The organism is Rhodococcus sp. USK10, assembly GCF_019378875.1.
Lineage (GTDB): Bacteria > Actinomycetota > Actinomycetes > Mycobacteriales > Mycobacteriaceae > Rhodococcus_F > Rhodococcus_F pseudokoreensis.
Map to the genome: position 1 here is coordinate 4,028,652 of NZ_CP076048.1, position 19,824 is coordinate 4,048,475.

18 protein-coding genes are annotated in these 19,824 nt (G+C 68.2%); 8 read left to right on the top strand and 10 right to left on the bottom strand.

Translation table 11 applies throughout. The features are described 5' to 3' along the window. Nucleotides 1–177 precede the first annotated feature (177 nt). The 5 genes from dnaB to rpsF form a co-directional block, all read right to left on the bottom strand. Nucleotides 178–2,325 (bottom strand): replicative DNA helicase, encoded by a 2,148-nt coding sequence (dnaB, locus tag I1A62_RS25525; RefSeq protein WP_219460846.1) that lies wholly within the window; start codon nt 2,323–2,325, stop codon nt 178–180. Nucleotides 2,326–2,899: 574 nt separating this feature from the next. Beyond that, the gene (gene rplI / locus I1A62_RS25530) at nt 2,900–3,355 is read right to left on the bottom strand and encodes a 50S ribosomal protein L9 (RefSeq protein ID WP_072947285.1); all 456 of its coding nucleotides are present in this window, start codon (nt 3,353–3,355) and stop codon (nt 2,900–2,902) included. 17 nt (nt 3,356–3,372) lie between these two features. Continuing rightward, complete coding sequence (rpsR, locus tag I1A62_RS25535; protein ID WP_005249686.1) at nt 3,373–3,615, bottom strand: 30S ribosomal protein S18; 243 nt, start codon at nt 3,613–3,615, stop codon at nt 3,373–3,375. A 38-nt stretch (nt 3,616–3,653) separates the two neighbouring features. Beyond that, nucleotides 3,654–4,175, bottom strand: a complete 522-nt coding sequence (locus I1A62_RS25540; protein ID WP_012690423.1) for a single-stranded DNA-binding protein — start codon at nt 4,173–4,175, stop codon at nt 3,654–3,656. Nucleotides 4,176–4,240: 65 nt separating this feature from the next. Then, complete coding sequence (gene rpsF / locus I1A62_RS25545) at nt 4,241–4,528, bottom strand: 30S ribosomal protein S6 (protein ID WP_005249677.1); 288 nt, start codon at nt 4,526–4,528, stop codon at nt 4,241–4,243. Between the two features lie 161 nt (nt 4,529–4,689). On the opposite strand from rpsF, the gene I1A62_RS25550 reads away from it, so the two are divergent. The 3 genes from I1A62_RS25550 to I1A62_RS25560 all read left to right on the top strand — a co-directional run bounded on the left by I1A62_RS25550 (nt 4,690) and on the right by I1A62_RS25560 (nt 6,929). Next, the gene (locus I1A62_RS25550) at nt 4,690–4,911 is read left to right on the top strand and encodes a DUF2945 domain-containing protein (protein ID WP_219460848.1); all 222 of its coding nucleotides are present in this window, start codon (nt 4,690–4,692) and stop codon (nt 4,909–4,911) included. Nucleotides 4,912–4,986: 75 nt separating this feature from the next. Then, nucleotides 4,987–6,348: a glycosyltransferase family 87 protein gene (locus tag I1A62_RS25555; protein ID WP_219460850.1), complete on the top strand. Its 1,362-nt coding sequence runs from the start codon at nt 4,987–4,989 to the stop codon at nt 6,346–6,348. Further along, the gene (locus I1A62_RS25560; protein ID WP_219460852.1) at nt 6,345–6,929 is read left to right on the top strand and encodes a GNAT family N-acetyltransferase; all 585 of its coding nucleotides are present in this window, start codon (nt 6,345–6,347) and stop codon (nt 6,927–6,929) included. The genes I1A62_RS25555 and I1A62_RS25560 overlap by 4 nt, the downstream gene beginning before the upstream one ends. A 15-nt stretch (nt 6,930–6,944) precedes the next feature. Here the strand turns inward: I1A62_RS25560 and I1A62_RS25565 are convergent, their stop codons facing one another. Continuing rightward, nucleotides 6,945–7,889 (bottom strand): alpha/beta hydrolase, encoded by a 945-nt coding sequence (locus I1A62_RS25565; protein WP_219460855.1) that lies wholly within the window; start codon nt 7,887–7,889, stop codon nt 6,945–6,947. A gap of 27 nt (nt 7,890–7,916) precedes the next feature. Beyond that, complete coding sequence (locus tag I1A62_RS25570; RefSeq protein ID WP_219460857.1) at nt 7,917–9,593, bottom strand: NAD(P)/FAD-dependent oxidoreductase; 1,677 nt, start codon at nt 9,591–9,593, stop codon at nt 7,917–7,919. A gap of 223 nt (nt 9,594–9,816) precedes the next feature. On the opposite strand from I1A62_RS25570, the gene I1A62_RS25575 reads away from it, so the two are divergent. Together I1A62_RS25575 and I1A62_RS25580 are read left to right on the top strand one after the other, a co-directional pair. Then, complete coding sequence (locus I1A62_RS25575) at nt 9,817–12,111, top strand: LuxR C-terminal-related transcriptional regulator (RefSeq protein ID WP_219460861.1); 2,295 nt, start codon at nt 9,817–9,819, stop codon at nt 12,109–12,111. Nucleotides 12,112–12,222: 111 nt separating this feature from the next. Beyond that, nucleotides 12,223–12,510, top strand: coding sequence for a CD225/dispanin family protein (locus tag I1A62_RS25580; RefSeq protein ID WP_219460863.1), 288 nt, complete (start codon nt 12,223–12,225; stop codon nt 12,508–12,510). Here I1A62_RS25580 and I1A62_RS25585 read toward each other — a convergent pair. From I1A62_RS25585 to I1A62_RS25595, 3 genes are all read right to left on the bottom strand, one after another. Beyond that, entirely contained in the window at nt 12,507–14,120 is a 1,614-nt protein-coding gene (locus I1A62_RS25585) for a glycosyltransferase family 87 protein (RefSeq protein WP_219460866.1), read from the bottom strand. The genes I1A62_RS25580 and I1A62_RS25585 overlap by 4 nt on opposite strands. Nucleotides 14,121–14,142: 22 nt before the next feature. Further along, nucleotides 14,143–16,296, bottom strand: coding sequence for a transglycosylase domain-containing protein (locus I1A62_RS25590; RefSeq protein ID WP_192581703.1), 2,154 nt, complete (start codon nt 16,294–16,296; stop codon nt 14,143–14,145). Between the two features lie 490 nt (nt 16,297–16,786). Next, nucleotides 16,787–17,218: a DUF5318 domain-containing protein gene (locus I1A62_RS25595; RefSeq protein WP_072947293.1), complete on the bottom strand. Its 432-nt coding sequence runs from the start codon at nt 17,216–17,218 to the stop codon at nt 16,787–16,789. Between the two features lie 88 nt (nt 17,219–17,306). Here I1A62_RS25595 and I1A62_RS25600 point away from each other — a divergent pair, with 88 nt between their 5' ends. Genes I1A62_RS25600 through I1A62_RS25610 form a run of 3 tightly spaced genes read left to right on the top strand, consistent with a single transcriptional unit; the run spans nt 17,307 to nt 19,812 of the window. Beyond that, entirely contained in the window at nt 17,307–18,161 is an 855-nt protein-coding gene (locus I1A62_RS25600; RefSeq protein ID WP_219460868.1) for a DUF1707 domain-containing protein, read from the top strand. Between the two features lie 24 nt (nt 18,162–18,185). After that, a complete protein-coding gene (locus I1A62_RS25605; protein ID WP_219460871.1) occupies nt 18,186–19,010 on the top strand; it encodes a DUF1707 domain-containing protein in 825 nt (274 codons plus the stop codon). 10 nt (nt 19,011–19,020) lie between these two features. Next, the gene (locus I1A62_RS25610) at nt 19,021–19,812 is read left to right on the top strand and encodes a DUF1707 domain-containing protein (RefSeq protein ID WP_219460873.1); all 792 of its coding nucleotides are present in this window, start codon (nt 19,021–19,023) and stop codon (nt 19,810–19,812) included. Nucleotides 19,813–19,824 lie beyond the last annotated feature (12 nt).

The following is a 19,824-nucleotide window of genomic DNA, read 5'->3' on the forward strand; positions in this document are numbered from 1 at the left end:
CGAGCGCAACCGTTCCACCAGCGGTGACCTGGATCACCGGACCCGGTTTCGCGACTCGCGGACACCGGCGCGTCCGACGCACTCATCATATGGAAGCACCTCTTCGGGCCGACAAGCCGGTCGCCGAAACGTCCGTTGGGACGAGAAGCCGGCCATCTCGCAGGTGGTTGTGGTTGCCTAACCTCTCGCCATGTCCACGAACTTGGACAGGTGTAGCTGGTGCGCCACCGTGATCGTCGCGGTCGGACCGTTACGATGCTTGCCGAGAATGAGGTCGGCCTCGCCGCCGCGGGGGTCGTCTCGTTCGGTCGCATCGGGGCGATAAAGCAGGATCACCATGTCGGCATCCTGTTCTAGCGATCCCGATTCACGCAGGTCAGCGACCTGCGGGCGCTTATCTTGCCGCTGTTCGGGACCACGGTTCAGCTGGCAGATCGCGACCACGGGAACTTCGAGTTCCTTCGCCAAGAGCTTGAGGCTACGTGAGAATTCGGAGACTTCCTGCTGTCGTGATTCGACCTTCTTACCGGAGCTCATCAGCTGCAGGTAGTCGATCACGATCAGTTTGATGTCGTGTTTCTGCTTGAGCCGCCGCGCTTTGGCGCGGATCTCCATCATGGTCAGGTTGGGGGAATCGTCGATGAACAGCGGCGCCTCACTGATCTCACTCATACGGCGAGCGAGTTTCGTCCAGTCGTCGTCGGTCATCTTGCCGGAGCGCATGTCGCCGAGCTTGATCTTCGCCTCCGCCGACAGCAGACGCATGACGATCTCGGTCTTGCTCATCTCGAGGGAGAACATGACGCTGGCCATGCCGTGCTTCACGGAGCACGAACGCAGGAAGTCCATGCCGAGCGTGGAGTTGTGGGTGGGCACCATCGAACGACCCGCGAGGTACAGATGGTCGGCGTTGTCGACCTCGACGCACCGCACCGGGACACTGTCGATCGGACGTACCGCGACGATGCGGCGCGAGCCACTCACCTCGCCGCGAAGCTCCTTGTGCTGGATGGCTTTCCGATGAAGCTGGAACACCTCGTCGTCGGCGTAAAACGTGACACCGCCGTCGACACGACGGCAGTCGTATCCCAGGCTGACGACGAGTTCGGCGAGATCCTGCGACAACGGGGGATTCCCGGTCTGGAACCGCACCGCGCCGTCGTCGGCGACCGACCCTGCCGCATCGAGCAGGCCGGCCAGCAACTCGCGACGCTCCGATTCCGACCCACGCAACAGTTCCGCCGGGATTCGCTTCCCTCCTGCGGTGAGCGAGGCCCCCAGGGCGTAGGGGTCGACGTGCACGGTCGATGTCGGCAGCTGCAGTGCGCGGGTGTGCGCGACCTCGTGCCCGAGGTCGATCGATCCGGCGATCTGAGCGGTGGTGCGCACGGCGCCCCGCCCGTCGACGCCCGTCAACCACTGATGCTGCTCGTCGGCGACGAGGACGGTGCCGTCGGAGAACTCCACCTCGTAGCAGGGCCGGCCGACCATGACGTCGGTGGCGGCGACGACGCGGGTGGGTTTGCCGTCGGCGTCGATGAGGTGGTCGCCGACCTGGACGTCGCCCATGGTGGTCCAGCCGGTCGGCGTGGCCAGGGGAGTGTCGAGGGCGAGCGCCTTACCCACACCGGGCCGCGCCGCGACGATGATCATCTGGCCGGGGTGGAGGCCGTTGGTGATTTCGTCGAGTTCGACGAAGCCGGTGGGTACACCGAGGGAGATGCCGCCGCGGCTGGCGATGGAGTCGATCTCGTCCATCGTGGGCTGCAGGAGTTCCTCGAGAGGGACGAAGTCCTCGGTGGTGCGGCGTTCGGTGACCTCGAAGATCTCCGCCTGCGCGCGGTCGACGACCTCGGCGACGTCCTGGCCGTCGGCTCCGGTGTAGCCGTATTGGACGATGCGGGTGCCTGCGTCGACGAGGCGACGCAGGATGGCTTTCTCCGCCACGATCTCGGCGTAGTAGCCGGCGTTGGCGGCGGTGGGCACCGTCTGGGTGAGCGTCACCAGGTACGGCGCGCCGCCGATGCGGCGGAGTTCGCCGCGACGATCGAGTTCCGCGGACACCGTCACCGGGTCAGCGGGCTCACCGCGGCTGTAGAGGTCCAGGATCACGTCGTACACCGACTGATGCGCGGGACGGTAGAAGTCGCCGGGACGGAGCACCTCGAGTACGTCTGCGATGGCGTCCTTGCTGAGGAGCATGCCGCCGAGCACCGACTGCTCCGCCGCCATGTCCTGAGGGGGCTGCCGGCCGAACTCTTCACCGGGCTCCGCGTCGGGCGGACCCGGGTATTCGGAATGGCCCCGATCGTCTACTACAGCCACTCGACCGACCTTCCCCATCACTGTTGCGCCGCCCCGGGAAAAGCTTCCCGGTGTTGGTGCTACGAACTCTTTGTACTCGCCCCCACCGACAACTTTCGCAGGCTCTTCGTGGCAGCCGGCGTCGTGATTGCGAGACACGCCGGGACGACGTTAGGGATTAGCTACCCGGTGTTCAAACCAGCCTGTGTACACAACTGGGGACAAATTGTGTAAACCGCTGGGTACGTGTGTTAACCCCATGGGGATAACCTGAGGATAAGTGCATATCACAATCCAAAATACCCAGTTCAGGGCCATTTTTTGGTTTCTCACAACTGTGGATGAAAACCCGTTCGGCGTGTCTTTCGCGTTGACGACTCGGGCGTGTTGAGTTGATCGCCCCTGCGTGGCAATATGATTCACCTCACAGATCTCCGGCGCGGACGGCTAACTTCCAGACACACCTGGAAGCCGCCCCTCTGCACGCCTCACACCCGTGAAAACGGGCCCGAGAGGGCGGCTGAGAGCCGGGATCGACAAGCGCAGGCCCCCCGCACGCCGAGGCGTCCGGGGGGCCTGTGTGTGAACGAGTCGACTAGGCGCCGACGACGTTCAGGTGGAACTTCGCAACCACGTCGGGGTGCAGGTTCACGACGACGGCGTGCTTGCCGGTCGCCTTGATGTGAGCCTTCGGCAGCTCCAGGCTGCGCTTGTCGACGACGGGTCCACCGGCAGCCTTGATGGCAGCGGCGACGTCGGCGGCGGTAACCGAACCGAAGAGCTTGCCCGAGTCGCCGGCGGTCTTGACCGTCAGCGAGATGTTCTCGATGCCCTCGATGGCGGCCTTGAGCTCCTTGGCGTGGTCGAGACCGCGCACGGCGCGGGCTTCCTGCGCACGACGGATGCCTTCGACCTGCTTCTCGGCGCCACGGGTGGCGACGATGGCCAGGCCGCGGGGCAGCAGGTAGTTGCGGCCGTAGCCGTCCTTGACCTCGACGGTGTCGCCAGGCGCACCGAGGTTGTCCACGTCAGCGGTGAGGATGAGCTTCATGTCTTTCCTCCCTTTCCTTAGCGAGCCACGGTGGCGTAAGGCAGCAACGCCACCTCACGTGAGTTCTTGACGGCAATGGCAACGTCGCGCTGGTGCTGGACGCAGTTGCCGGTGACACGGCGCGCACGGATCTTGCCGCGGTCGCTGACGTACTTACGCAGCAGCGTCGTGTCCTTGTAGTTGATCTGCGTGTTCTTCTCTTTGCAGAAGATGCAGATCTTCTTCTTCATTACCTTGTCGCGCAAGGGCGGCTTCGGCATTTGTTTGCTCTTTTCTGGATGTTCCGATCAGGTACGGATCAGAACGGGGGTTCGTCGCTCCCACCACCAGAGCCTCCGAAGGAGCCGGACGCCTGCGGCGCGCTGCCCCACGGATCATCTCCGCCGGTATTGGATTGCGGACGTCCGCCGCCCGATCCGCCGGAGGAACCGAAGCCTCCACCGCCGCCGCCACCACGGTTGGCCTTGTTGACCTTGGCCGTGGCGTACCTCAGCGAGGGGCCGATCTCGTCGACCTCGAGCTCGACGACAGTGCGCTTTTCACCTTCACGAGTTTCGTAGGAGCGCTGCTTGAGCCGGCCGCTCACGATCACTCGCGAGCCACGGGTCAAGCTCTCCGCGACGTTCTCGGCTGCCTCGCGCCAGATGTTGCAACGCAGAAACAGTGCTTCGCCGTCTTTCCATTCATTGGTCTGACGGTCGAAGGTGCGGGGCGTGGACGCGACAGTGAAGTTCGCGACCGCGGCACCCGCGGGGGTGAATCGAAGCTCCGGATCAGCCGTCAAGTTTCCGATGACGGTGATGACGGTGTCGCCTGCCATATGGTTCCTCCTGCAGAATGTGGAGTTCGGTTGGGCACGAGCCTAGGGCTGGTGACCGACAGAAATCACTTGTTGTGGCGCAGAACCTTCGTACGCAGCACCGACTCGTTCAGACCGAGCTGACGATCGAGCTCCGCGACGGTGGCGGGAGTAGCGCTGATGTCGATCACCGCGTAGATGCCTTCGCTGTGCTTCAGGATCTCGTAGGCGAGACGACGCTTACCCCAGACATCGACCTTGTCGATCTTGCCGCCGTCCTGGCGAACAACATTGAGGAACGTATCCAGCGAAGGAGCAACAGTGCGCTCGTCCAGGCTGGGGTCAAGGATGACCATCAATTCGTAATGACGCATAAGACCTCATCACCTCCTATGGACTAGTGAAAACGGCCACGGACTGTCCGTGGCAGGAGGGTCGTTGCGTCAGCAACCTTTGCAGGGTACACGACGAGCCCCTGACCAGCGAAATCAGCCCTGCCGGTGTGATCGGGGGTACGGATGGGTACGCCGACACGATGGCAGATGACGAGAAGTTCCACCGCGGCGACGAGGTGGAGTGGAAGACACACGGCACCACGACGTCCGGCGAGGTGGAGGAGAAGATCACCGAGGACACCGAGGCGGCGGGCCGCACGGTGCGGGCCTCCGAGGACGACCCGCAGTACCGCGTCGTCAGCGACAAGAGCGGGAAGGACGCCGTCCACAAACCCGACGCCCTGCGGCACACCAGCGACTGACCGCACGGTGCGCCTTTTCGGTAGTTCCGGCTACCGGAAAGGCGCACGGGGCGCGGAGCGCCCTAGTGTGGATTCATGCATATCGGAGCTCGGCAGCGGTCGCCGATCACGGCGGTCGTCGTCGGGTTGGCGGGCCTCGCCATGCTCGCCGGCTACCTGCAGAAGGCGCGCTGCGCGGGGGCGCCGTTCGACGGCGTCGGCCGCAGCCTGATCTTCGACCGCATCAAGGACACGCAGGTCTGCTACTCCGACATCCAGTTCCTGTGGCTCGGCCGCGACGTCAACCTGCACGTCTTCCCGTATGTCAGCGGCGGCATCAACGCCGACGGAGTCCTCACCGGTGGCACCGTCGAATACCCGGTGCTGAGTGGTGTGCTGATGTGGCTCGGCGGCATCGGTTCGCGCACCGACGCCGACTTCCTGCTGCATTCGGCGCTGATCCTCGCCCCGTTCGGCCTGCTCACGGCCTGGATGCTGGGGCGGCTGGCGGGCTGGTGGGCGCTGCTGTGGTCGGCGACGCCGCCGCTGGTGCTGTACGCGTTCCACAACTGGGAACTGCCGGTCGTCGCGACGTCGGTGGCCGCGATCTTCGTGATGACACTCGAACGCATCCCGCTCCGCACCCGTGCGGTACTCGCGGCGGTGCTCCTCGCCGTCGGGTTCTGCCTGAAGCTGTATCCGGGTGCGTTCGTGCTGCCGCTGATCGCGTACGTCCTCACCCGGAACGGCACCCCCGAACGACGCTACGACGTGCGCGGCGCGGTGCTGGTCGCGGTCGCCGCGATCACCACCGTGGTGGCGGTGAACCTGCCGTTCGCCCTCATCTCCTACCGCGGATGGCGGGCGTCGTTCACGTTCCAGGAGAACCGCCAGGCCGACCTCACCACCAACTCCATCTGGTACTGGGGGCTGCGCCCGCTGTTCGGACCGGTCGCCGACGACGTCCCGCTGCCCGCGTACGACCAGACGGTCAGCCTGCTGTCCCCGCTCCTCGTGTGCACCGCGTTCGCGATCGCCCTGCGGTTCGGCTGGTCGCGGTTCCACCGCGACGGCGTGTACCCGTGGATCGCCGTCAGCGCCGCCATGCTGTGCGGATTCCTGCTGCTGCACAAGGTGCATTCGCCGCAGTACACGCTGTGGCTGATCCCGTTCTTCGTGCTGCTGCGCGTCCCGTGGGGGCTCGTCGCCGCGTACCTCGTGGCCGACCTGTCGATGGGGATCGGCGTCTTCAAGTACTTCGGCGCCCTGGCCGCCCAGACGGACGCGTCGACGTTCGAGGTGCTGGTGAAGTTCGGGGTGTGGGGTCGGGCGGGACTGCTGGTGGTGCTGTTCTTCGTGTTCCTGCGCGCGACTCTCCGGCATCCGCCCGTCCGCGGGCGCACCGGTCCGGGGTCCGGCCGGCGGCCGATGCTGAAATCTCCCGAGCCGGCGCGATGAGCGAATCCTGGTTCGCGCATCCCACTCTCACCGGACGGCACGTACGCCTCGAACCGCTGGGCGAGAAGCACGTCGACGGACTGCTGGACGCGGTCGACGACCCCCGCATCTTCCACTGGACGTCCGTCGCGATCGCCGACCGGGACGACGCGGCGGCGTTCGTCCGCGGCGCCGACGAGGATCCGACCCGGTTGGCGTACGCGCAGATCGACGTTCACACCGAGCGGGTCGTCGGTTCGACGTCGCTGTATCTGATCGACCCGAAGAACCGCAGTCTCGCGATCGGGCACACCTGGTTGTCGCGTTCCGCGCAGGGAACGCTGATCAATCCGGAATCGAAACTGCTGTTGCTGCGGCGGGCGTTCGAGGACCTCGGCGCCGTCCGCGTCGAATGGCACACCGACGAGCGCAACGCCCACTCCCGCGGCGCCATCGCCAAGCTGGGTGCGGAGTTCGAGGGCATCCTGCGCAAGCACCGGCGCCGCCGCGACGGATCGTGGCGCAACACCGCTCTGTTCTCGATGGTCGACGAGGAATGGCCGCGCATCTGCCCCCGACTCGAGGCGCGAGTCGAGGGCTGACGCGGCCGGGTTACGTCACAGGACGGGCGCGGTGGCCGTCACCCGCTTCACGAATTCGACGACGGCCGAGCGCATTTCGCTGCTGCGCGGAATGGCACCGGACATCCAGAACGCGCCGTGGAGGAGTCCGTCGAAGCGGATCGCCTCCGTGTCGACGCCCGCCTGCCGCAGCGCCTCGGCGTACGCCTCGGCCTCGTCGCGGGCCACCTCGTTCTCGGTGGTGAGCACGAGCGCGGGCGGAAGCCCTTCGAGGCTCGCGGCGCGGCTCGGGACGGCGTACGGATGGGTCGCGTCCTCGGGCGAGCGCAGGTAGTTGCTCCAGAACCAGTCGAGGTCGCCGGCGCCGATCACGTATCCCTCGGCGAACTCCCGCCGGGAGGGGAACTCCGCGTTCGGGTCGATCACCGGATAGATCAGCACCTGACCCCGCAGCCGCGGTCCGCCCTCGTCGCGGGCCCGCAGCGTGGTGACCGCGGCCAGGTTGCCGCCGGCGCTGTCACCCATGACGACGACGTTGCCGGGGTCTCCGCCGTAGGTCCCGACGTTGGCCGTCACCCACTGCAGGGCGGCCGCCGCGTCGTCGGCGGCGGCCGGGAACCGGTGTTCCGGTGCGCGGCGGTACGTCGCGGCGACGACGATCGCGCCTGTGCCGTTCGTGACCGCGCGTGCGGGTTCGTCGACGACGTCGAGGTCGCCGGCGACGAATCCGCCGCCGTGGAAGTACAGGACCACCGGGTGCGGCGCCAGCCCCTCGGGGATGTAGACCCGCAGCGCGATCTGCGCTCCGCCGCTCTCGTAGTGCGCGTCCACCACGCGGGCGACGGGTTCGGGCGGCGCCTGCAGTCCGGTGAACGTCGCCACCACCGCCCGCACCTCCTCCACGGTGCTGTGCTCGAAAGCCTTCAGCCCCTGCGCCTGTAGTCCGGCGATCAGATCGGCTGCGTGTGAATCGAGTGCCATGTCGGTCTCCTCTGTCGGGGTTCGGGGTCAGGACACTGTGGAAGCCCGGCGGACACGCTGCCCGGCGGGGGAGGCGACGCGGGCCTCCGCCCGGGTGAGCGCGAAGCCGGAGTAGCCGCCCGCGACGACGTCCTCGCAGGTGGCCCGGTAGGTGGGGGCGCCGCCGAGGTAGACCATGCAGGCGCGGGGCTTGCCGGGGATGTTCGCGCCCATGTACCAGGAGTTCGTCTCCGGCAGCAGCGTCTGGTTCGCGATGTCGTTGGTCAGTGCGCCCCAATCGCTTTCGGCCTGCGCTGTGGGCTCGATGACGTCGAGGCCGCGCCGGTCCAGGTGGTCGATCGCATCGGTGGCGAAGTCGACGTGGTCCTCGATGGCGAGGGGCATGTTGTAGAGCACCGACGGCGACTGCGGCCCGGTGATGACGAACAGGTTCGGGAATTCGTTGACCATGATGCCGAGGTAGGTCCTGGGTCCGTGCTCCCACTTCTCGGCCAGCGGCAGCCCGCCCCGACCGCGGATGTCCATCGCCATCAGCGGTCCGGTCATGGCGTCGAATCCGGTTGCGAGCACGATGGTGTCGACCTCGTACACGCGGTCGCCGACCCGGACTCCCGTCGAGGTGATCTCGTCGATCGGCGTGGATTTCACGTCGACGACGCTCACCGAGTCGCGGTTGAACGCCTCGTAGTAGTTGGTCTCGAGCGGGGGACGCTTGGTGCCGTACGCGTAGCCGGTCGGCGCCAGCGTCGCGGCCTTCGCCGGGTCCTGAACCCGCTCGTGGATCCGCTCCCGGATGTAGTCGGCGATGGTGTCGTTGGCTTCCTTGTCGAACAGGATGTCCTGATAGGAGTCGATGAACAACCGGAACCCGCCGGCGTTCCAGCGCTCGTCGAACGTGCGGCGACGCTCGTCGGCGTCGACGGCGAGCGCGGACGGCTGCACCTGATCGAACGGGACGCCGAGGAAGTGGTTGCGGGCCGCGTTCCGCACGTCCGCGTAGTTGCCCTTGATCTCGGCCACCTCGTCCGGGTCGATCGGACCGTTGCCGAGGGGCGTCGCGAAGTTGGGGGTGCGCTGGAAGACGACCAGTTCGGCGGCGTCCTCGGCGATGAACGGGATGGCCTGGATGCCGCTGGCCCCGGTCCCGATCACGGCAACCCGCTTGCCGGTGAAGTCGGCACCTTCGCGCGGCCAGTTGCCGGTGAGCAGCACCTCCCCGCGGAAATTCTCGATGCCGCCGAACTCCGGCGTCTTCGGCACCGACAGGTTGCCCGCGCCCGAGATGAAGTACCGGCTGCGGACGACGGCGCCGTCGTCGGTGCGGACCGTCCACACCGAGTCCTCGTCGTCCCAGTGCACGCCGATCACCCGGGTGCCGAACGTGATGTCCTTGCGCAGGTCGAAGCGGTCGGCGACATGTTCGAGGTAGCGGAGGATCTCCGGCTGTCCGGCGAACTTCTCACTCCACTGCCAGTCCTGCTGAAGATCCTCGTCGAACGAGTACGAGTAGTGGACGCTCTCGATGTCGCAGCGGGCGCCAGGGTACCGATTCCAGAACCAGGTGCCGCCCACGTCCGAGCCGGCCTCGAACACCCGCGTCGACAGCGCCATCGTGTCGCGCAACTTGCGCAGCGCGTAGAGGCCGGCGAACCCGGCACCCACGACGACGACATCGACGTCGGCGGAAGAAATGGTCTTTGACATGGCGGTGAGCTCCTCGTGAACGGTGGGTTCCGGCTGGAGTCGAGCAGGCAACCGGGGTATGCCAACGACAATGACCCACGTCACATCACCCCCACACGGGGTGAAACACCCCCTTGATTACCTGTGTTGTCCGTCACAGCAGGTGAGGGTAGGTTCGTGCCACACCTGGCCGACCGGACACGGGAGAGATCCACTGACTCGCTCGAGAGAACTCACCAGGTCGATGACCAGCTTCATCGGCCGGCGCCGCGAGATCGAGGAAGCCCGCGCCCGACTCCAACAGTCCCGGCTGGTGTCGTTGCTCGGCGCGGGCGGCGTGGGCAAGACGCGGTTGGCCGAGGAACTCGCGGTCCGCTCGGCGCGCGCCTTCCGCGACTCGGTCCGGTGGATCGACCTCGCGCCCGTCCGCGACCCCGGCGCGCTGCCCTCCGCCGCCGCGGCCGCCCTCGGCGTCACCGATCAGTCCAGCCGCGCGGTGATGGACAAGGTGGTCGACCACCTGCAGTCGCGGCACCTGCTGATCGTCCTCGACAACTGCGAGCATCTGCTGTCCGCCGCCGGTGAATTCGCCGGCACCGTCCTGGCCGCCGCGCCGGAGGTCCGGGTGCTCACCACGAGTCGCGAACCGCTCGGGATCGCCGGTGAATTCACGTACGTGCTTCCGCCGCTGAGCACCCCGGGTGACGTGGAGGACTGCCGCGCCGCGGACATCGCCCCGTTCGAATCGGTGTCGCTGCTCGTCGAGCGGGCGCAGGGGGTCGTCGCCGACTTCCGCCTCACCGACGCGAACGCCCCCGCCGTCGCCCAGTTGTGCAATCAGCTCGACGGGATTCCGCTCGCCATCGAACTCGCCGCCGCCCGGCTGCGGTCGCTGTCCGCGTCGCAGCTCGTCGAACGCCTCGACCAGCGGTTCGCGCTCCTCACCGGCGGCGACCGTGCGGCGATGCCCCGCCAGCAGACGCTGCGCGCCCTCATCGACTGGAGTTACGAACTGTGCTCCGACACCGAGCGGCGACTGTGGTCGCGCCTCGCCGTGTTCCCCGGCAGCTTCGATCTCGAAGCCGCGGAGGCGATCACCGGGTTCGGTGAGCTGTCGGACTCGCCGGTCATCGACGTCCTCGACCGGCTGGTCGGAAAATGCCTTGTCACCGTGGACCGTTCGACCGAGAGGCTCCGCTATTCGCAGCTGATGACGGTCCGCGAGTACGGGCACGAGCTTCTCGACCGCGGCGGGGAACGCGACGAACTGTACCGGCGACACCTCGAGCACTATTCGGAGCGCGCCCGCCGGTCGTCGCTGGACTGGTGCGGGCCAGGACAATCCGAGACACTCGCGGAACTGCGGATCGACCACCCCAACCTCGTCGCCGCCCTGGACTGGGCCCTGCACGACGACTCGCAGCGGGCCGCGGCCGCCGAACTGGCCGTCGCCCTGCGGTATCACTGGATCGCCGGCGGCAACCTGTCCGACGGGCGGATCCGGCTCGAGCGGATCCTGCAGCGGCTCACCGAACCGACCCGGGAGCGGGGCGACGTGCTGTGGGTGACCGCGTGGACCGCGCTGATCCAGGGTGACCGCGACGCCGCGCGGGAACACCTCGACGAATGCACCACGATCGCGACGGCACTCGGCGACGAGCGACTGCGCGCGCACGCCGATCACTGGGCGGGGATCCACGCGGTGTTCTCCGGCCGCCCCGCCGACGCGATCCTGCTGTTCCGTGACGCGATCGCCGTCCACCGCGCCGTCGGCGACACGGCCTCGGCGCTGACGGCGTCGTTCGAACTGGGCATGGCGCAGACCTACGACGGCCGACTCGACGACGCACTGGAGACGTGCCGCGACGTGATCGCGGTGGCGGACAGGCACGGCGAGAAGTGGAACAAGGCCTACGCCCTCTGGGTTTCGAGCGTCGCGTACTTCCACCTGGGCCGGACCGACGACGCCGTCGACGCCGCCCAGCAGGCGCTGCGGATCCAGCGCGACTTCAAGGACAAGATCTGCACGGCCCTGTCGATCGAGGTGCTGTCATGGGTGGCGACGTCGAGCGGCGACGCGAACGCGGCAGCGACCCTGTGCGGCGCCGCGAAAGGGGTGTGGCATCGGCTCGGCACGTCCGTCGCGGCGTTCGGCCCCCAGATCACCGACGACTCCCAGTCGTCCGAGCGGGACGCCGCCCGCATGGTGGGGCCCGGCGAGTTCGCCCAACTCGCAACGCCCGCGGTCCGGCTCACCATCGAGCAGGCAGTCGACCTCGCGCTCGGCACCCGGACCGAGGACGCGGCGGCGCCCGTCGCCGAGGCGTCGCCTCTGACGAAGCGGGAACAGGAGATCGCCGAACTGCTCGCGCAGGGTCTCAGTAATCGGCAGATAGCCGAAGGGCTGGTGATCTCGCGGCGCACCGTCGACGGGCACGTCGAGCACATCTTCGACAAGCTGGCCGTCAGCTCCCGCACCCAGGTGGCGGCGTGGGTCGCGGCCCGGGCGCATCCGCCCGCCGTGGAGACCGGCCGGTAGCCGGACCGTAACCGCCGGGCGCGCGAAAGGCACTGCACAGTCGTGGATCTCGACGGTCTATACTCCACGTCGTCGCCCACGGTCGTGGGCACCACCACGGGGAGGCAACGCATGACGTCGCAGCAGCAGGACACCGGGGCGGACTACCGCGGGCCGCTGGCACCGCCGCCGGCCAGCAGTCTGCCGCTCGCCGTTCTTGCGATTGTCGCGTTCGTGCCGTTCGGCGTCGTCGCGCTTCTGCGTGCGCTCACCGTCCACCGACTGTGGGAGCGCGGCGAGTACGACCTGTCGGTGCGCGCCGCCGCCGACGCCCGCCAGTGGTCGATCCGCGCGATCGCCCTCGGTGTCTCGATCGCCGTGTTCGCGGTCGGGGCGGCGCTGGTGTTGTCGAAGCCCTAGCCTGGCGAAACGCCGTGAGCGGGAGCCGCTTCTACCGGTTGGCGGGGGCGTAGCCAGGCAGGCAGCCACCGCGGCTGCGCATCGGGCGCCTGGTCGAGCACGCCGCCCGCCGGATCGTCGATGAAGCCGTACCGCACGAGGTCCTCGTCGGGCCGGTAGATCTGGCGGAGGATCAGCGCGCAGATGACCACGACCGCGACGTCGCGGACCACCACCGCGGCGGTGAACCACTGCTCGGGGAGCCCCTTGTCGGCCACGCCGAGGTAGTAGAACATGCGCGGCACCCACACGAGTGCGTCGATCGTCATCCAGGCCAGCAGGATCCGCCGGTGCGGGAACGCGAGCACGGCCAGCGGCACCAGCCACAGCGAATACTGCGGGCTCCACACCTTGTTGGTGAGGAGGAAACCCGCGACCAGGAGGAAGCACAGTTGGGTGAGCCGCGGCCGTCTCGGCGCCGTGAGCGCGACATACCCGATCCCGACGCACACGAGGGCGAACAGCAGGAACGACACCGCGTTGAGCACGGTGGGCGCCTGACCGGCCGCCAGGATGCCGTCGAATCCGGTCCAGCCCGTGAACGAGGAGATGACGTTGTAGATGGAGTCGGGGTCGGCGCCGCGTTCGGAATTGAGCCGGAAGAACTCGGCCCAGCCGCGCGGGAACAGCACGGCGATCGGCAGATTCACCGCGATCCACGCGCCGACCCCGGTCAGTGCGGTCACCGACCAGTCCCGCACCCGGCCCGCGCGCAGGCACAACACCAGCAGGGGTCCGAGGAGAAGCAGCGGATACAGCTTGGCGGCGCCGCCGAGCCCGAGCAGAATCCCGGCGAGCACCGGCCGTTTCCGTGACCACGCCAGCAGCCCGCCCGCGGCGAAAGCCGTTGCGAGGGGATCGAAATTCGTGAACGCGTGCACGATCACGAGCGGGGACGCGGCGATCAGCGCGGCGTCCCAGATCCGGCGTCCGGCCAGCAGCGCACTCGCCCAGACGGTGACCAGCCAGGCCAGTGCCAGACCGAGTGCGACGACGTTGAAATAGATCGCGACCTGCAGGGCGCCGGGCAGCCAGTGCACCGCATCCCAGGACTTCGCGATCGTCATCGCGCCGTACTGGTAGAGCCCGGAGATCACCGGGTATTCCATGTAGCGGCGCTGGATCTGGCCGTTGCCTGCGGTCTCTTCCCACCACTTCTTGTAGGGGAACGCGCCCTCGTTCAACCGTTCCGCCCCGTACAGGGGCACCGTGTCCGAGTAGCACATCGCGACGTACTGCCTGCTGCCGCTCCAGTCGAGCCCGAGCGCGCCGTTCTCGCCGACGGGAGCCTGCTGGATGCACGGCGCCTTCGCGAACCAGCCGAGCGCGAGAAACACGATCGCCAGCAACAGGATGGCGCGCATCGGCGTGAAGAACCGGCTGCGCCCGACGACGGCGTGCCGTCCGACCGGACCGCCGATCACGCCGGACAGATCGGCGGTCAGCGGGTCGGTGCGGCCCGGAAGGTCCCGCCAATCCGCGGAACGCCGGTCTTTCGCCAGCGGCGCGGGCGAGACGAATTCCGTCTCGCCCGCGTCTCGGACGGCGTGCGCGTCACGGTTGTCGGCCACTCCGCGAGGCTACCGGTCGCCGTTAACGGGTCGGAACCTGCTGCTGGCCGTTACCGGCGTTCGGCGGTGTCGTCGTCTCCGGTTCCGCCGGCACGGCCGGGGCCGGAGTGGTCTGCCGCGGTGCCAGACCCGGAATCGGGATGGTGATGCCGGGCAGGATCTCCACCGGCGACGGCGTCACGACCACCGGCGGCACGAGTTCCGTCGGCAACTGGAACGTGCTCGACGGCGGCGCCGACGTCTTGGTCGGTGCGGGCGCCGAATAGGCCGGGACACCAGACTGACCACCGATCGCACCCGGCTTCGGGAACTTCTCGACGTCGGTGCCCTCGAGGGCGCCGTCCATCGTGTCCTTCCAGATGTCGGACGGCAGACCGGAACCGTAGATCATGGCGCCGCCGCTGTTCTCCAGCGCCTGACCGTCGGTGGTGCCGACCCACACCGCCGTGGACAGCGACGGGGTGTACCCGACCATCCAGGCGTCCTTGTTCTTCCCGGTGTCGCCGAGCTGCGCGGTACCGGTCTTCGCGGCCGACGGGCGTCCGCCTGCCAGGTTGTGGCCACGCGAGTACCCGGCGATCGGCTCCATCGCCGACGTCACGTTGTCGGCGACGTCCTTGTCGATGCGGTCCTCACCGGTGTCGCCGCCGCGGTCGAGCAACACCGTGCCGTCCGCGCTCACGACCTTCTGCACGAAGTGCGGGGCGTGGTACGTGCCCGACGCGGCCAGCGTGGCGTACGACGACGCCATGTCGAGGACCCGCGACTGGTACTGGCCGAGGACGATGCCGTTGTTGGGACCACTGCCGTCGGGCTCGGTCAGCGACGGTCCGACGCCGGGGATCTCCTCCGGGATGCCCGCCTTGTGGGCCATGTCGGCGATCGCCTGCGGTCCGCCGTCGAGTGCGAGTTCCTGACGGTAGAAGCTGGTGTTCAGCGACCGCTTCAACGCCTCGGCGATGGTGCAGGTGCCGCAGCCCTCGCCCTCGACGTTGCTGATGGTGATGCCGTTGACCGTGAGCTCCGAGCTGTCGTACATCTGCGACAGCGGGATGCCCTGGTCGAGGGCCGCGGCGAGACCGAACACCTTGAACGACGAACCGGTCTGCAGGCCGGCGTTCGCGAAGTCGTAGCCGCCGCCGTCCTCGCCGCCGTAGTACGCGCGCACGGCGCCGGTCTTCGGGTCGACCGACACCACACCCGTGCGCAGGTTCTCCGGCTCACCCTCCATGTTGGAGCGGGCCGAATCCACGGCCGCCGCCTGGGCGACCGGGTCGATGGTGGTGGTGATCTCGAGGCCCTCGGTGTTGAGCAGCTGCTCGCTGATCCCGGCCTCACCCAGCTCCCGCAGAACCTGGTTCTTGATCAGGCCCTCCGGTCCCGAATCCTGGTTGCCGTTGTCGACCTGAGCGATTGGCACGTACGGCGGGTACTGCATCACCGACCGGGCCGACTGCTGCAGCGTTCCCGCCGACACCATGCCGTCGAGCACGTAGTTCCAGCGCGCCTGCGCACCCTCCGGGTTGGTCTCCGGGTCGAGCAGCGACGGCAGCTGGATCGACGACGCCAGCACCGCGCTCTCCTCGACGGTCAACTGGTCGACAGGCTTGTTGAAGTACGCCTTCGACGCGGCCGCGATGCCGTACGCACCACGCCCGAAGTAGATGGTGTTCAGGTACGCGGCGAGGATGTCGTCCTTGGACCACTCACGGGCCATCTTCGACGAGATGACGAGTTCCTTCATTTTTCGCGTCAGCGAACGCTCGGAACCGACCATCGTCTTCTTCACGTACTGCTGCGTGATGGTCGAGCCACCACCGGCGCTGTCCTTGCCCAGGACGTTGTCGCGGGCGGCACGCGCGAAACCACCGATGGAGAAGCCGGGGTTCGAGTAGAAGTCCCGGTCCTCGGCAGCGAGCACCGCGTCACGGGTGTGCTTCGGGATCTGGTCGAGCGTCACCTCGGTGCGGTTGCCCTCCGGCGGCACCACCTTGCTCAGCACCGACGTGCCGTCGGACGCGTAGATCGTGGCCACCTGGTTGGTCTTGAGGTCGCCGGGACGCGGAACGTCCTGGACGACGTAGGCCGCCATGAACAGCAGGATCGGGATGATCAGACCCAGCGCGACACACGCGTACGCCGTCCGGCGCACGATCTTCCACCGCGACTTCTTCACAGCCGTCTTCTTTCCACCCTTCGGCGGTTCGCCACCACGGCCGCCACCGGTCTTGCGACCGTTCGACGGCGGCGGTCCCGGCGGGCGCCCACCGGGGCCCGACTGGTTGCGCGCGACCGGGGGTGCACCCGCGGGACGTCCGGGCGGGGGCCGGGACGGCGCGGCGGGGGACCGGGCGGCCGGCCGCCACCCTGCGGCGGCGGACCGGGACGGCGAGGCGGCGGGCCGGGGGACGGCCACCACCCTGCGGGGGCGGAGGCGGCATCCGGCGCGGCGGGGGACCACCCGCAGGCTGTCCGCCGCGGGGTGGTGGACCTCCGGGGCGCCCCTGTGGCGGGGGGCCACTCGGTCGTCTCGGTCCGTTCGGTCGATCACCCGGGGCGTTGCTGCGGGGGGAACTCACGTACAAATCTCCAGTGGTTGTGGACCGGCTTCAGTCCTGCGTTACGTCTGTGGGCATTCTTCGGCCCGCGTCCGTGTTCGGGCGTGTCTACTCGCTCGCGGTGCGACGGCTCGGAGGCCGAGGCCGTGGCGACGACCGCCTGGGCCGTTTCGGTGCGGGCACGGTACCGAGAACATAGGACTGAACCAAATGGTTCCAGCTGCATGTCCGGCACACCTCGACCACGTGAACCGAGAACTCCTCCTGAGTGGACGCAAGACGCACCAACTCCTCGGCCGTACGCGCCGAACCCGACACCGGGCCCAACTTGTCGCCGAAGACCCAGGAAACGAGAGTCAACTGCTCCTTACGGCAGATCGGGCACACCACGTCACTGCCCTTGCCGTGGAACTTTGCGGCACGAAGCAGGTAGGGGCTGGCGTCGCAGACCTCCTTGACACCCGTCCTGCCCGAGTAGACCTCGGCCAGGAGAGACCGGCGCTGAAGCGCATAGTCCACCACCTGCCGCTGTATCCGCACGGAGACCAGAGTACGTGCGTCGCGTTCGGAGAGAAGGGGTCGGTCGAGTGACGCTGGTCAAACACGGTTGCCGCACTACGATGCCGGTGTGGCCTCAGGACCGTCCTCGCAGACTCGCGCACGTGACCTCGACCGGGTCAACGCATGCAGCCAACTCGACGCCGCGTACGCCGACGGCCAGCTCGGTGCCGGCGAGTACCACGACCGGTCTGCCCAGGCCATGTCCGCGAAGACCCTGGCCGAGTTGAACCTGCTGATCAGCGACCTGCAGCTGCCGTCGTCGGTCACGGAACAGGCACCCGTCCGGAGCCCGGGATCACCCCGGCGGGCGCTGCGGATCGCGGTCGCGTGCGGGGCGGTGATCGCGGTCGGCGCGATCGGTCTCGCGCTCACCGGGCAGGACGGCCCGGACCCCGTCGTCACACCGGTCCCGGCGCAGGTCGAGAAGCCCCTGGCCCAGCCGGAGGTCGCGGTGCCCGCCGTCGAGCCGATCATCGTGGGAGCGGCGCAGCCCCTCACCCAGGACGGGATCTACGCCCTCTTCGAGCAGTACCGGCAGAAGTTCGGCGACCTCACCGTCCACGAACTGGGGTTGTACGACCAGTACGCGATCCTGTCGCGAGCGGCGCCGGACGCCCCCGACAAGGTCGACCGGTACGACTTCCGCGGCGGATTCAAGACGTCGGACACCCGCACGCAGCGCCTCCCCGGAACCGGCGAGGTCGACCTCGCCCAGGTCGACGTCCCCGCACTCGTCGCGCTCATCGCCGACGCACCCCGGCTGGTCGGCGCCCCGGACGGCAGCATCGGGCACGTCCTCCTCGCCGACGGCGGCAAGGGACCCGCGATCAACGTGTACGTATACGACAAGGCCCGGACCGGCGGCGGCTACCTGCGAGCGACCCTCGGCGGCGACGTCTGGCAGGTGAACCCCGCGATCTAGCCCTTCGCGCTCTAAGATCCTCGGGTGGCCAGCCGATACCCCGCGAACACGCGGGCGCGAGACGTCGATCGAGCCAACACGTCCGCACTGCTCGATGCCGCGTTCGGCGACGGCCAGATCAACAAGTCCGAGCACCGTGCGATGTCCGACCTCGCCTCGGAGGCCCGCACCCTGGCCGACCTCGACGTTCTGGTCGGTGACCTGCAACGGCCCGCCGACGCACCGCCGGACGCACGGCCCCCGCGCGACACCGCCAGGCCCTGGTTCCCGCTCGCCGTGGCCGCGATCGCGATCGCGGCGGCGGTCGGCACCTTCACCCTCGCCGCCGGCGACGACGCGGAGGCCACCGTGACGCCCGTCGCGCAGCAGATCGATTTCGATGCCGTCGAACCGCTGGTGGTCGCGACCCCGAACCCCGTGTCCCCCGAGGGCATGAAGGTATTTCTCGACCGCTACCGCACCAAGTTCGGCGACCTGATCGTCGACGACCTCACCCTCTACGAGGGCGGCCACGCCAGCCTCGAACGCGCGCTCCCACTCGAACCGAACCGGATGGTGAGCTACGGCTACCGCGGCGGGTTCACGCCGTCCGGCACCCCGACCACCCGGAAGGTCGACACCCCCGTGTTCGACCTGTCGACGCTGAACCTCGACAGGATCGGCCGAACGGTCGCGGGCGCCCCGGTGAGTCTGAACGTCCCGGACGGAAAAGTCAGTCACATCTCGTTCCAGACCGACAGCGCCGGCCCCACCGTGTCGATCTACGTGACCAACGAGTTCAGCGAGAGCGGATACATGGAGCTCACCCCGTCCGGTGAACCTCTGAGTGTCCGCCCTTTCGGCCGATAGGACGCAGCAGATGCCCAGGACCACACTCGCCGGTATCCGCGCCCGCGACTCCGACCGCGCCGACGCGTGCGGGCTGCTCGACGCCGCCCTCGCCGACGGCCAACTGTCCGCCTCGGAACACGCCTCCCGCACCTCCACGGCGATGCGGGCGAAGACGTTCGACGAACTCGAACGCCTGATCGGGGACCTCCAGATCCCCAGCAGGCTCGCGGCCAGCCCCGTCGTGTCGCCGCGCCGCCGCCGATCGCCCCGGCGATGGGTGTACGCCGCGATCCTCGTTTTCGCCGCGGCCGCCGTCGGCGGCATCGCCGGAGCCGTCGCGAACAGCGATCTCGGCCCGTCGAAATCGGTGCCGAACCTGACCACCGGCGCCGGCCTGCACTTCTTCCTCGACGAGTACCGCGCCGAGTACGGCGACACCGTCGCCGACGACCTCGGCCTCTACCCGGAACACGCCGTCGTCGACCGGCCGGCCTCCGGAAACGCGAGGCAGTCCGATTCCTACCTCTACGACGGCGAGTTCGACGACTGGGGGAGTTCCACCAGCCGCGCCGCCGACGAGAGGTCCTTCGACCTCGGCACCGTCGACCAGGTCGCGATCGCCGGACTGCTCGCCGGGGCACCCGAAACGCTGCGTGTCCCCGACGGTGCGGTGGAGATCGTGTCCTTCGGCTACGAACCCGGCTCGGACGACGGACCGCCGACCATCTCCATCCACGTGAAGAATGCCGACGGCGATAGCGGGCACATGGTCGTCGGATTCGACGGCGAGCCGTTCGACATCTACCCGTTCGAGGACTGAGCGTCCGGGCGG

Bases quoted from the DNA above. Each gene is read 5' to 3' on its own strand.
- rplI (WP_072947285.1), bottom strand. From the start codon at position 3,355: ATGAAGCTCATCCTCACCGCTGACGTGGACAACCTCGGTGCGCCTGGC.
- rpsR (WP_005249686.1), bottom strand. From the start codon at position 3,615: ATGCCGAAGCCGCCCTTGCGCGACAAGGTAATGAAGAAGAAGATCTGC.
- I1A62_RS25540 (WP_012690423.1), bottom strand. From the start codon at position 4,175: ATGGCAGGCGACACCGTCATCACCGTCATCGGAAACTTGACGGCTGAT.
- rpsF (WP_005249677.1), bottom strand. From the start codon at position 4,528: ATGCGTCATTACGAATTGATGGTCATCCTTGACCCCAGCCTGGACGAG.
- I1A62_RS25550 (WP_219460848.1), top strand. From the start codon at position 4,690: ATGGCAGATGACGAGAAGTTCCACCGCGGCGACGAGGTGGAGTGGAAG.
- I1A62_RS25555 (WP_219460850.1), top strand. From the start codon at position 4,987: ATGCATATCGGAGCTCGGCAGCGGTCGCCGATCACGGCGGTCGTCGTC.
- I1A62_RS25560 (WP_219460852.1), top strand. From the start codon at position 6,345: ATGAGCGAATCCTGGTTCGCGCATCCCACTCTCACCGGACGGCACGTA.
- I1A62_RS25565 (WP_219460855.1), bottom strand. From the start codon at position 7,889: ATGGCACTCGATTCACACGCAGCCGATCTGATCGCCGGACTACAGGCG.
- I1A62_RS25570 (WP_219460857.1), bottom strand. From the start codon at position 9,593: ATGTCAAAGACCATTTCTTCCGCCGACGTCGATGTCGTCGTCGTGGGT.
- I1A62_RS25575 (WP_219460861.1), top strand. From the start codon at position 9,817: ATGACCAGCTTCATCGGCCGGCGCCGCGAGATCGAGGAAGCCCGCGCC.
- I1A62_RS25580 (WP_219460863.1), top strand. From the start codon at position 12,223: ATGACGTCGCAGCAGCAGGACACCGGGGCGGACTACCGCGGGCCGCTG.
- I1A62_RS25610 (WP_219460873.1), top strand. From the start codon at position 19,021: ATGCCCAGGACCACACTCGCCGGTATCCGCGCCCGCGACTCCGACCGC.